The organism is Streptomyces himastatinicus ATCC 53653, from assembly GCF_000158915.1.
Taxonomy (GTDB): Bacteria; Actinomycetota; Actinomycetes; order Streptomycetales; family Streptomycetaceae; genus Streptomyces; species Streptomyces himastatinicus.
In genome coordinates, this window is the sequence record NZ_GG657754.1 from 3,158,119 (window position 1) to 3,170,230 (window position 12,112).

Below are 12,112 nucleotides of genomic sequence, written 5' to 3' on the forward strand. Positions count from 1 at the left end.
CCCGTCGTCGCCTTGGTAGGCCATCACCCCACCAACAAGCTGATAGGCCGCGGGCTCATCCTTCACCGCCGGAGCTTTCCATCACCAGACCATGCGGCCGGTGATCATATCCGGTATTAGACCCCGTTTCCAGGGCTTGTCCCAGAGTGAAGGGCAGATTGCCCACGTGTTACTCACCCGTTCGCCACTAATCCACCCCGAAGGGCTTCATCGTTCGACTTGCATGTGTTAAGCACGCCGCCAGCGTTCGTCCTGAGCCAGGATCAAACTCTCCGTGAATGCTTCCAGGTAATCCTGGTTACACATCACGAGAGCGGAACCACCGGAGGAATAATCCGGATGGTTCACAGCGTCCTCGCTGTGTGTTTCTTCAAAGGAACCTCGACCACATCATGTGATGTGGACGGGGTATCAACATATCTGGCGTTGACTTTTGGCACGCTGTTGAGTTCTCAAGGAACGATCGCTTCCTTTGAAACCGTATCACCGGTTTCTCCGGGCTTTCCCTCCGGGCCTTTCGGCCTTTCGTGTTTCCAACCTTACCAGATCCGTTTTCCGTTCCGCTTCCGGTCCGAATTCCGTTTCCGGTGGCCTGTTGGAGGGCCTTCCCTTTCGGTGTCTCCGACTTTATCAGAATTCTCTGAGCCGGATTTCCACCCCCACCTTCGGGCTCCTCCGAAGCAGCTGAGTGCTCCGGGTTCCCCCTCTGGCGGAGCCGTAAACGTACTGGAGCGGGGCTCCTCGATGCAAATCGAGGAGCCCCGCCCGGGGTTCAGCGCCTCGTGGAGCTGAGGCCGTGTCAGACCTCGACCACCACGGGGAGGATCATCGGGCGCCGGCGGTAGCTGTCGGACACCCACTTGCCCACGGCCCGGCGCACGAGCTGCTGGATCTGGTGCGAGTCCGCGACGCCGTCGGAAGCCGCCTTGGCCAGGGAGTCCTCGATCTTCGGGAGGACCGCGGCGAAGGCTCCGTCCTCGATGCCGGAGCCTCTGGCCTGGATGTGCGGACCACCCACGATCTTGCCGGTCGTGCTGTCGACGACCACGAAGACCGAGATGATCCCCTCCTCGCCCAGGATCCGGCGGTCCTTGAGCGAGCTTTCGGTGACGTCGCCGACCGAGAGGCCGTCCACGTACACATAGCCCGCCTGCACCTTGCCGGTGATCTTCGCGATGCCGCCGACCAGGTCGACCACCACTCCGTCCTCGGCGATGACACAGCGGTTCTTCGGGACGCCGGTCAGGGCGCCCAGTTCGGCGTTGGCGCGCAGATGGCGCCATTCACCGTGGACCGGCATCAGGTTCTTGGGCTTGCAGATGTTGTAGAAGTACAGCAGCTCACCGGCCGAGGCATGGCCGGAGACATGCACCTTGGCGTTGCCCTTGTGGACGACGTGCGCGCCCCAGCGGGTGAGCCCGTTGATGACGCGGTAGACCGCGTTCTCGTTGCCCGGGATGAGCGACGACGCCAGGATCACTGTGTCACCCGGGACGATGCGGATCTGGTGATCGCGGTTGGCCATCCGGGACAGCGCGGCCATCGGCTCGCCCTGGGAGCCGGTGCAGACGAGCACCACCTCGTCGTCCGGGAGGTCGTCCAGGGTCTTCACGTCCACCACGAGGCCCGCGGGGACCCGTAGATATCCCAGGTCACGGGCGATCCCCATGTTGCGGACCATCGAGCGGCCGACGAAGGCCACCCGGCGCCCGTACTCATGGGCCGCGTCGAGGATCTGCTGGATGCGGTGCACATGGCTGGCGAAGCTCGCGACGATGATGCGCTTCTGGGCACTCGCGAAGACCTGGCCCAGCACGTTGGAGATGTCGCGTTCCGGCGGGACGAAGCCGGGGACCTCGGCGTTGGTGGAGTCCGACAGGAGCAGATCGATGCCCTCCTCGCCGAGCTTGGCGAAGGCGGGCAGGTCGGTGAGGCGGCCGTCCAGCGGCAGCTGGTCCATCTTGAAGTCGCCGGTGTGCACCGCCAGACCGGCCGGGGTGCGGATGGCGACCGCGAGGGCGTCCGGAATGGAGTGGTTGACCGCCACGAACTCGCACTCGAAGGGCCCGATCCGCTCGAGGTTCCCCTCCTCCACCTCCAGCGTGTACGGGCGGATCCGGTGCTCCTGGAGCTTCGCCTCGATCAGGGCGAGGGTGAGCTTGGAGCCGATCAGCGGGATGTCCGGCTTCTCGCGGAGCAGGAACGGCACGCCGCCGATGTGGTCCTCGTGGCCGTGCGTGAGCACGATGCCGTCGATGTCGTCGAGACGGTCCCGGATGGACGTGAAGTCCGGCAGGATCAAGTCGACTCCGGGCTGCTCCTCCTCGGGGAAGAGCACCCCGCAGTCGACGATCAGCAGCCGGCCACCGTACTCGAAGACCGTCATGTTGCGGCCGATTTCGCCGAGACCCCCGAGCGGGGTGACGCGCAGGCCACCCTCCGGGAGCTTCGGCGGCGGGCCGAGCTCAGGATGCGGATGACTCAAAAGACTCTCCTCACCACGCGCGCCACATGCCCCTGGGGCACATGGCGCGCGTGACATTCGTGCACTTGCTGATGTGTCTGTATGCAGTTGTGAAGTATGAAGATGCGACCATCGCGTCTTTGACTAGAGCTGTACCCCGCCAGCGGCAAGATCGCGCTTGAGCTGTTCCGTTTCCTCGGGGGTCAGCTCCACGAGCGGCAGGCGCAGCGGCCCCGCGGGCAGGCCCTGGAGGGCGAGCGCGGCCTTCGACGTGATGACGCCCTGGGTGCGGAACATCCCGGTGAAGACCGGGAGCAGCTGCTGGTGGATCTCCGTTGCCTTCGCGACGTCGCCCTGGAGGTGGGCTTCGAGCATCGCGCGCAGTTCGGGGGTGACGAGGTGGCCCACCACGGAGACGAAGCCCACGGCGCCGACCGAAAGCAGCGGCAGGTTCAGCATGTCGTCGCCGGAGTACCAGGCGAGGCGGCTGCGCGCGATGGCCCAGCTGGCACGCCCGAGGTCGCCCTTGGCGTCCTTGTTGGCGACGATGCGCGGGTGCTCGGCGAGCCGGACCATGGTCTCGGTGCTGATCGGGACACCACTGCGGCCGGGGATGTCATAGAGCATGACCGGCAGGCCGGTGGCGTTCGCGATGGCGGTGAAGTGCTGGAGGATGCCTTCCTGCGGCGGCTTGCTGTAGTACGGCGTGACCGCGAGCAAGCCGTGGGCACCCGCCTGCTCCGCCTCGCGGGCCAGCTTGACGCTGTGCCTCGTGTCATTGGTGCCGGCTCCGGCTACGACGTGGGCGCGGTCACCGACCGCCTCCACCACGGCTCGTACGAGCTCGGCTTTCTCCGCATCGCTGGTGGTCGGGGACTCGCCGGTGGTGCCGTTGACGATCAGGCCGTCATTGCCGGCGTCCACCAGATGAGTGGCGAGCCGCTGGGCGCCGTCGAGGTCGAGCGCTCCGTCAGCGGTGAATGGCGTGACCATGGCGGTCAGCACCCGCCCGAAAGGGGTCTGCGATGTGGATGTCGGTGCCATGGGCACCACGCTACTCGTAGCGCGCCCCGGGGCGCTCCCTCGGGGCGCCGCAACAGCGCCATCGGAGAGGACCCGGCACTGCCTGCTCGGGGGTTCAAGCAGTGCCGGGCCCCTTTGTTCAGCCTAGATGAACTTCTCGAAACGCCGCAATACGGACACTTCGCTCGCGCTACGGCGCGACCCGGCCATTGGCGTTGAAGGCGGCGTGCGTGAGCGGCATCAGCCCGGCCCACGCCTCCTCCATCTTCTCCCCCACCATCTCGATCTCCCGCTGCGGGAAGGACGGCACGGCGGCCTGCTCGTGCTGGGTGCGCAGGCCCAGGAAGTGCATCAGCGAGCGCGCGTTGCACGTCGCGTACATCGAGGAGTACAGGCCGACCGGGAGCACCGCGCGGGCCACCTCGCGGGCGACGCCGGCCGCCAGCATCTCCTGGTACGCCTCGTACGCGTGCCGGTAGGCGTCCTCCATCGCGCGGCCGGTCAGCGCGTGCTGCTCGGAGGTGCCGTCGACGAACTCGTACTTGCCGGGGCGGCCCTGCTGGACCAGCTTGCGGTCCTCGCCGGGCACGTAGAAGACCGGCTCCAGGCGGCGGTAGCGACCGGACTCCTCGTTGTACGACCAGCCCACGCGGTGCCGCATGAACTCGCGGAAGACGAAGATCGGGGCGCTGATGAAGAAGGTCATCGAGTTGTGCTCGAACGGGCTGCCGTGCCGGTCGCGCATCAGGAAGTTGATCAGGCCCTTGGAGCGCTCCGGGTCCTTCGTCAGCTCGTCGAGGGACTGCTCACCCGCGGTGGACACCCTCGCGGCCCACAGGACGTCGGAGTCGGCGGCGCTGTGCTTCACCAGCTCGACGGTCACATCGCTGCGGAAACTGGCCTTCTCGGTCTCGACCGGGGTCGCGGCCGGGGTTTCGGCGGGGGTTTCGGCGGGGGTCTCGCTCACCGACGGGTCCTTCCATATCGCATCGCTCGGGGCGGGCCCAGCTTACGGGCCGCCACCGACAGACCCGCACCGCCGGATCCCCGCAGAAAATTTTGACTGAAGTTCTTGAAACAGGGCACCAGGACGGTCGTTCACACGTCCTACACACTGAAGTGCCCGCGCTCGAGGTTCCAAGGAGAGCCCGCTCATGTTCCGCCGGCGAGAGCCCGTACCGTTCGCCTTCGTCGCCGAAGCCGACCGTTTCCGCAGTAATGTCACCCCTCCGCCCCGTCCCCGGGCGTCCCGGACCGAGATAACCGGCCGGACGCTGATGGGGCTGACGATCGTCGCCGGGTTCATCGGCGCTCTGATGTTCGGGATGCCCGCACTCGACAGCCAATCGCACCCTGCCCAGCAGGTGCAGGAGGCATCGAACGGGCGCTGAGCTGCACTGAGATAGCCTCACTCAGCACAGACCAACTGGACGTGTGTGTGAGTGAGGACATCCCGTGCCACTGCCCTTCCTGACAGCAGACCGCGCACATGACGACGACCGAGCGGGGCCCGAAGCGGCCCCGCTCTCGCGTACCGACGTCACGTATGCCGATGGCGCCTACGAGGATCCGGAGCGCCGGCGCCGTCCGTACCGGCCAGGTCCCTGGCGGGTCGGCGGGGCGGCGGTGCTCCTGCTGCTCGCCTCGTATCTCCTCTTCTCGGCGCTGATCATCGTCCTGGCGGGCTCCGGCTCCGCCGCGGGGGTGTGCGTCGCCGCGGCCGCGCTGGTGATCGCCTTCGCGGTGCGGATGGTGGGGGCGGGCGTCCGGGTGAGCACGCGCGAGCTGCGCCGGACCGGGCTGATCATGTCCACCACGGTCGCCTGGCAGGACGTCGCGTCGATACGCACGGTCCAGCAGCCGGTTCGCTGGCTGGGGCTGCCGCGCACCGTGCAGGGTCAGGTGGTGCTCGCCGAGCGGACGTCGGGCGGTACCCCGCTGACCCTGATCACCAGCCACGACACCGATTTCCTGGGGCGCCCCGAGGCCTTCCGCGCGGCCGCCGACGCCCTGGACGGGTGGGCGGCCCGGCACGGGCGCTAGGCGTTGTTTCCGGCCCGGACCGGCTTGCCGTCGTGGAGGGCGATGGCGCGCTGCATCGCCTTGCGGGCGCGGGCGGTGTCGCGGGCGTCGTGGTACGCGATGGCGAGCCGGAACCAGGAGCGCCAGTCCTCCGGCGACGCCTCCGTCTCGGCCCGCCGCTTCGCGAAGACCGCGTCCGCCGAGTCCCGGTCGATGCGCCCGCTGGGCGTCCGTACCAGCTCGTCGACCGGAAGCCCGCCCTCGGCGTCCAGTTCGCGCGCGAGCCGATCGGCGTTGCGCGCGAACTGGGTGGTCTGCCACAGGAACCAGCCGCCGATGAGCGGCAGCACCAGCACGGCCGCGCCGTAGGCGATGGTCACCGGGGTGCCCTGCTGGATGAGCAGCACCCCGCGGTCGCCGACCAGCACGAAGTAGACGACCAGGACGGCCGCCAGAACGAAATACGTGATCTTTGCGCGCACCGGTGTGCCCTCAGTCCAGATCGAGGAAGTGTTCCAGGCCGAAGGTCAGGCCGGGGGTGGTGACCACGCGCCGCGCGCCGAGCAGGATGCCCGGCATGAAGCTGCTGTGGTGGATCGAGTCATGGCGGATGGTGAGGGTCTCGCCCTCGCCGCCGAGCAGGACCTCCTGGTGGGCGAGGAGCCCGCGCAGCCGTACCGAGTGCACCGGCACCTCGTCCACCGAGGCACCGCGCGCGCCGTCCAGCCCCGTGGCCGTCGCGTCCGGCTGCGGGGCGCAGCCGGCCTCGCGGCGGGCCTCGGCGATCAGCTGGGCGGTGCGGGCCGCGGTGCCCGAGGGGGCGTCCACCTTGTTGGGGTGGTGCAGCTCGATGACCTCGACCGATTCGAAGAAGCGCGCGGCCTGGCGGGCGAACCGCATGGTCAGCACGGCACCGATGGAGAAGTTCGGGGCGATGAGCACGCCGGTGCGGGGCGAGCCGTCGAGCCAGCCGCGCAGCTGCGCGAGGCGCTCGTCGGTCCAGCCGGTGGTGCCGACGACGCCGTGGATGCCGTGCCGTACGCAGAAGTCGAGGTTGCCCATCACCGAGCCCGGGTCGGTCAGCTCGACGGCGACCTCGGCGCCCGCCTCGACCATGGTCTCCAGCTTGTCGCCCCGGCCCAGCGCGGCGACCAGCTCCATGTCCTCAGCGGCCTCGACGGCTCGTACGGCCTCGGAGCCGATCCGGCCCTTGGCTCCGAGGACGGCCACGCGCAGCTTGCTCATCGTTCCACTTCCCTAGAATCTCGCCGGCTAGGCGACGGCCTCGTCCAGCCGGGCCGCCTGCTTGTCCTTCAGCGGGCCGATGACCGACAGCGAAGGACGCTGCCCCAGTACATCGCGGGCCACCTCGCGCACCTCGTCCGGGGTGACCGACTGGATCCGGGCCAGCATGTCGTCCACCGACATCTGGTCGGCCCAGCACAGCTCGCTCTTGCCGATGCGGTTCATCAGCGCGCCGGTGTCCTCCAGGCCGAGCACCGTGGAGCCGGAGAGCTGGCCGATGGCGCGCCGCAGCTCCTCGTCGGTGAGACCGTCGCGGGCGACCTGGTCCAGTTCGTCGCGGCAGATCTTGAGGACGTCGTGCACCTGGCTCGGACGGCAGCCGGCGTAGACGCCGAAGAGGCCGCAGTCGGCGAAGCCGGAGTTGTAGGAGTAGACGCTGTAGGCGAGGCCGCGCTTCTCCCGGACCTCCTGGAAGAGGCGGGAGCTCATGCCGCCGCCGAGCGCCGTGTTGAGCACACCGAGCGCCCAGCGCCGGTCGTCGGTGCGCGGGATGCCGGGCATGCCGAGGATCACGTGCGCCTGCTCGGTCTTGCGGTTCAGCAGCTCGACGCGGCCAGCGGTGCGGATCGCCTTGGAACCGGAGCGCGGGGCGATCGGGGTCGCGTCGCCGCGGGTCAGGGCGCCCGCCTGCTCGAACGCGTCGCTGACCTGCCGGACGACCGTGTCGTGGTCGACGTTGCCCGCGGCGGCGACGACCAGGTGGGTCGGGTCGTAGTGCTTCTTGTAGAAGCGGGCGATCTGGTCGCGGCCGAGCCCGTTGACGGTGTCGACGGTGCCCAGGACCGGGCGGCCGAGCGGGGTGTCGCCGAGCATGGTGTGCGAGAACAGATCGTGGACGCAGTCGCCCGGGTCGTCCTCGGTCATCGCGATCTCTTCGAGGATGACGCCGCGCTCGGCGTCCACGTCCGCCGCGTCGATCACCGAGCCGGTCAGCATGTCGCAGACGACGTCGATGGCCAGCGGCAGATCGGTGTCGAGCACCCGCGCGTAGTAGCAGGTGTACTCCTTGGCGGTGAACGCGTTCATCTCGCCGCCGACGGCGTCGATCGCGGCGGAGATGTCCAGCGCGCTGCGCCGCCGGGTGCCCTTGAAGAGCAGGTGCTCCAGGTAGTGGGTGGCGCCGTTGAGCGTCGGGGTCTCGTCGCGGGAGCCCACGTGCGCCCAGATGCCGAAGGTGGCCGAGCGCACGGACGGCAGGGTCTCGGTGAGGATGCGCAGGCCGCTCGGGAGGGTGGTCCTGCGGACCGTCCCGATGCCGTTCTCACCCGCGAGAAGCGTTTGGGTACGGGCGACGGCCCGCCCCTCCGAAGAGGTGCGGGCCGTCGTCACGTCGTCGCGGGACGTCACTTGGCGGCTTCGTCCTTCGCCTCGTCGTCCGTGTCGTTCTTGTCGTCCTCACCCTCGATGACCGGGTGCAGCGACAGCTTGCCGCGCTGGTCGATCTCGGCGATCTCGACCTGCACCTTGGAGCCGACCGCGAGCACGTCCTCGACGTTCTCCACGCGCTTGCCACCGGCGAGCTTGCGGATCTGCGAGATGTGCAGCAGCCCGTCCTTGCCCGGGAGCAGGGACACGAAGGCACCGAAGGTGGTGGTCTTCACGACCGTGCCCAGGTAGCGCTCGCCGACCTCGGGCATCGTCGGGTTGGCGATGCCGTTGATGGTCGCGCGGGCGGCCTCGGCGGCCGGGCCGTCGGCGGCACCGATGTAGATCGTGCCGTCGTCCTCGATGGTGATCTCGGCGCCGGTGTCCTCCTGGATCTGGTTGATCATCTTGCCCTTCGGGCCGATGACCTCACCGATCTTGTCCACCGGGATCTTGACGGTGATGATCCGCGGGGCGTTCGGGGACATCTCGTCCGGCGTGTCGATGGCTTCCATCATCACGTCGAGGATGTGCAGCCGGGCGTCGCGGGCCTGCTTGAGGGCCGCGGCCAGGACGGAGGCCGGGATGCCGTCCAGCTTGGTGTCCAGCTGGAGGGCGGTCACGAACTGCTTGGTGCCGGCGACCTTGAAGTCCATGTCACCGAACGCGTCCTCCGCACCGAGGATGTCGGTGAGGGTGACGTAGTGGGTCTCGCCGTCGATCTCCTGGGAGATCAGGCCCATCGCGATGCCCGCGACCGGGGCCTTCAGCGGCACACCGGCGTTCAGCAGCGACATCGTGGAGGCGCAGACCGAACCCATGGAGGTCGAGCCGTTGGAGCCGAGCGCCTCGGAGACCTGGCGGATGGCGTACGGGAACTCCTCGCGCGTCGGCAGCACCGGCAGCAGCGCCCGCTCGGCCAGCGCGCCGTGGCCGATCTCGCGGCGCTTCGGGGAGCCGACGCGGCCGGTCTCACCGGTGGAGTACGGCGGGAAGTTGTAGTTGTGCATGTAGCGACGGCGCGTCTCGGGCGAGAGCGTGTCGAGCTGCTGCTCCATGCGGAGCATGTTCAGCGTGGTGACGCCCAGGATCTGGGTCTCGCCGCGCTCGAACAGCGCCGAACCGTGGACCCGCGGGATCGCCTCGACCTCGGCGGCGAGCGTACGGATGTCCGTGACGCCGCGGCCGTCGATGCGCTTCTTCTCCTTGATGACGCGCTCGCGCACCAGGGACTTGGTCAGCGAGCGGTACGCGGCGGAGATCTCCTTCTCGCGTCCCTCGAACTGCGGCAGCAGCTTCTCGGCGGCCAGACCCTTGACGCGGTCCAGCTCGGCCTCGCGCTCCTGCTTGCCCGCGATGGTGAGCGCCTGGGACAGCTCGTCGCGGACGGCGGCGGTCAGCGCCTCCAGGACGTCGTCCTGGTAGTCCAGGAAGATCGGGAACTCGCCGGTGGGCTTGGCGGCCTTGGCGGCGAGGTCCGACTGGGCCTTGCACAGGACCTTGATGTACGGCTTGGCGGCCTCGAGGCCCGCCGCGACGATCTCCTCGGTCGGCGCCTCGGCGCCGTCCTTGACCAGCTGGATGGTCTGCGTGGTGGCCTCGGCCTCGACCATCATGATCGCGACGTCGCCGTCTTCCAGGACCCGGCCGGCGACGACCATGTCGAAGACGGCCTCCTCCAGCTCGCTGTGGGTCGGGAAGGCGACCCACTGGCCCTTGATCAGGGCGACGCGGGTGCCGCCGATCGGGCCGGAGAAGGGCAGGCCCGCGAGCTGGGTGGAGCAGGAGGCGGCGTTGATCGCGACCACGTCGTAGAGGTGGTCGGGGTTGAGCGCCATGATCGTCTCGACGACCTGGATCTCGTTGCGCAGGCCCTTCTTGAAGGACGGGCGCAGCGGTCGGTCGATCAGGCGGCAGGTGAGGATCGCGTCCTCGGACGGGCGGCCCTCACGGCGGAAGAACGAGCCGGGGATGCGCCCGGCGGCGTACATCCGCTCCTCGACGTCGACCGTCAGCGGGAAGAAGTCGAGCTGGTCCTTCGGGTTCTTCGAAGCGGTGGTGGCCGACAGCACCATGGTGTCGTCGTCCAGGTAGGCCACGGCCGAGCCGGCGGCCTGACGGGCCAGGCGGCCCGTCTCGAAACGGATGGTGCGGGTGCCGAAGGTGCCGTTGTCGATGACGGCCTCGGCGTAGTGGGTCTCGTTCTCCACCAGGGAAATCTCCTCTTCTGCGTCCCCGTCCGTATGACGGTGGACGGTGGTGGAGCAGCGCCTCCGGGCCTTGCTGTCCGGCGGCCGGGCCGGTCTTCGATCGAAGCCACCGGAATTGCCAGTTCCGGGAGCCACTACCGAGGACCGGCTCCTATGGCGCCGGGGCGGCGGGAATGAGGCGCTCCTCCTCGTGCGTTATGGCGTTGTTGGGACCAGACTACAAAGCTTCCGCCATCATCACGATGGCTGTGTGGTCTGGCGCGTACGGGACGTAGCGGACAAAATACGCTCCGTACGGAGTGGCGCGACGCGGCCCGATGAGCCGCGTACGGCCGCAAGGTGCCGCGTACGGCAAAGGGAGCGGCCCGCTGACGCGGAAACCGCTCCCTTCACGACGACTTACTTGGCGCCCGCCGCACCGCGACGGATGCCGAGGCGCTCGACGAGCGCACGGAAGCGCGTGATGTCCTTCTTCGCCAGGTACTGGAGCAGCCGGCGGCGCTGGCCGACCAGCAGCAGCAGACCACGGCGGGAGTGGTGGTCGTGCTTGTGGGTCTTGAGGTGCTCGGTCAGGTCGGAGATGCGGCGCGAAAGCAGCGCGACCTGGACCTCCGGGGAGCCGGTGTCGCCTTCCTTCGTGGCGAACTCGGTCATGATCTGCTTCTTCGTAGCGGCGTCGAGCGACACGCGTACTCCTTGGTTTCTCAGTTTCAGCCGCCGAGTGCCCCTGGTCTTTGTCTCAGGGGATCTTCCGTGACTCGGAAGGCGGGGTCCGCTGGGCGCTGTCTCCAGGACCTTCGGGGAAGGCTCCGGGGGCGCGTACGCAAACGGCCAGCACACAGAGTACCAGTGTCCGGGCCCGGCTCCGGAGGCGACCGCTACGCACTGGCCGCCGCGGCGCTACGCACTGGCCGCCGCGGCCTCCACGGCGTTCAGCAGCGGGCGGACGACCCGCTTGACGGGCTCCAGGACCGGATCCGCCGGACGCCGCCGGTGCCAGTCGGTGACGGCCTGGTAGGCGGCGACCACCTCCAGCAGGCGGTCCTCCTCGTACGGGGCGCCGCCGAGGATCGCGCCGGTCGGCATGCCGGCCGTGAAGCCGATGGGGAAGCCGATCTCCGGAAGGCCCAGGATGTCGAACGGTACCGGGCTGGTCTGGAGCAGCACGTCGCAGTGGTCGAACGGACCGTCGAGCACCGCGCGCAGCAGGTGGTGCTTGGCGCGCTGCGCGGTGATCCACTCGTCGCCGGAGAGCATCAGCCCCTGGAGCCAGCTCAGCACCGAGACGCCGAACTTCGTCAGATCCTCGCGCAGCCAACGCCGGAACGGCTCGGTCCGCTCGCTCAGGCGTGCGGCGTTGAACGCGCTTCCGGTCAGCGTCGACCAGTCGGTGGGGTAACGGATCTCCACGAGGGTGACGCCGGGCAGGTCCGCCAGGGTGTCCAGGAGCGCCGAGCGCCGGGCGATGCCGTCGGTGAACCCCGGTGGCACACCGATCCGGGTGGGCCGGCGGAGCCGTACCTTCCCCTTGGACGAGACCACGGGGGTGGCCGCGCGCACCAGGTTGGGCAGCCGCGGCAGGCCCCGGGTCCGCGGATCCTCGGCGTCCGGTCCTGCCATGACGGTCAGCATGATCGCCGCGTCCATCGCGTCGCGGGCGATCGGACCGCAGTGGTCCCGGGTGTACGAGAGCGGGATGACGCCGTTCAGGGAGACCCGGCCC

General features: G+C 68.8%; 11 protein-coding genes. 2 read left to right on the forward strand and 9 right to left on the reverse strand.

Annotated features, from left to right (window positions below):
* Positions 1–799 precede the first annotated feature (799 nt).
* From SSOG_RS12760 to thyX, 3 genes are all read right to left on the reverse strand, one after another.
* Positions 800–2,485: a ribonuclease J gene (locus SSOG_RS12760; RefSeq protein WP_009714636.1), complete on the reverse strand. Its 1,686-nt coding sequence runs from the start codon at positions 2,483–2,485 to the stop codon at positions 800–802.
* Between the two features lie 123 nt (positions 2,486–2,608).
* Complete coding sequence (gene dapA, locus SSOG_RS12765; RefSeq protein WP_009714637.1) at positions 2,609–3,508, reverse strand: 4-hydroxy-tetrahydrodipicolinate synthase; 900 nt, start codon at positions 3,506–3,508, stop codon at positions 2,609–2,611.
* A 169-nt stretch (positions 3,509–3,677) separates the two neighbouring features.
* Complete coding sequence (thyX, locus tag SSOG_RS12770; RefSeq protein ID WP_009714638.1) at positions 3,678–4,454, reverse strand: FAD-dependent thymidylate synthase; 777 nt, start codon at positions 4,452–4,454, stop codon at positions 3,678–3,680.
* 187 nt (positions 4,455–4,641) lie between these two features.
* On the opposite strand from thyX, the gene SSOG_RS12775 reads away from it, so the two are divergent.
* A complete protein-coding gene (locus SSOG_RS12775; RefSeq protein WP_009714639.1) occupies positions 4,642–4,878 on the forward strand; it encodes a hypothetical protein in 237 nt (78 codons plus the stop codon).
* 64 nt (positions 4,879–4,942) lie between these two features.
* Entirely contained in the window at positions 4,943–5,530 is a 588-nt protein-coding gene (locus SSOG_RS12780) for a hypothetical protein (RefSeq protein WP_009714640.1), read from the forward strand.
* Here SSOG_RS12780 and SSOG_RS12785 read toward each other — a convergent pair.
* The 6 genes from SSOG_RS12785 to SSOG_RS12810 all read right to left on the reverse strand — a co-directional run.
* Positions 5,527–5,991 carry a tetratricopeptide repeat protein gene (locus tag SSOG_RS12785; protein ID WP_009714641.1) on the reverse strand — a complete coding sequence of 155 codons (465 nt, stop codon included), beginning with the start codon at positions 5,989–5,991 and terminating at the stop codon, positions 5,527–5,529. The two genes, SSOG_RS12780 and SSOG_RS12785, sit on opposite strands and share 4 nt — an antisense overlap.
* A gap of 10 nt (positions 5,992–6,001) precedes the next feature.
* Positions 6,002–6,754 (reverse strand): 4-hydroxy-tetrahydrodipicolinate reductase, encoded by a 753-nt coding sequence (gene dapB, locus SSOG_RS12790; RefSeq protein ID WP_009714642.1) that lies wholly within the window; start codon positions 6,752–6,754, stop codon positions 6,002–6,004.
* A gap of 27 nt (positions 6,755–6,781) precedes the next feature.
* Positions 6,782–8,161, reverse strand: coding sequence for a M16 family metallopeptidase (locus SSOG_RS12795; protein ID WP_009714643.1), 1,380 nt, complete (start codon positions 8,159–8,161; stop codon positions 6,782–6,784).
* Positions 8,158–10,389, reverse strand: a complete 2,232-nt coding sequence (locus SSOG_RS12800; protein ID WP_009714644.1) for a polyribonucleotide nucleotidyltransferase — start codon at positions 10,387–10,389, stop codon at positions 8,158–8,160. The genes SSOG_RS12795 and SSOG_RS12800 overlap by 4 nt, the downstream gene beginning before the upstream one ends.
* A 399-nt stretch (positions 10,390–10,788) precedes the next feature.
* Complete coding sequence (gene rpsO / locus SSOG_RS12805) at positions 10,789–11,076, reverse strand: 30S ribosomal protein S15 (RefSeq protein ID WP_009714645.1); 288 nt, start codon at positions 11,074–11,076, stop codon at positions 10,789–10,791.
* Positions 11,077–11,289: 213 nt separating this feature from the next.
* Positions 11,290–12,112, reverse strand: an 823-nt coding sequence (locus tag SSOG_RS12810; RefSeq protein WP_245606287.1) for an amidase family protein, incomplete at its 5' end; no start/stop codon positions are given.

Coding starts and splice junctions, on each gene's coding strand:
- dapA (WP_009714637.1), bottom strand. CDS start 3,508: ATGGCACCGACATCCACATCGCAGACCCCTTTCGGGCGGGTGCTGACC.
- SSOG_RS12775 (WP_009714639.1), top strand. CDS start 4,642: ATGTTCCGCCGGCGAGAGCCCGTACCGTTCGCCTTCGTCGCCGAAGCC.
- dapB (WP_009714642.1), bottom strand. CDS start 6,754: ATGAGCAAGCTGCGCGTGGCCGTCCTCGGAGCCAAGGGCCGGATCGGC.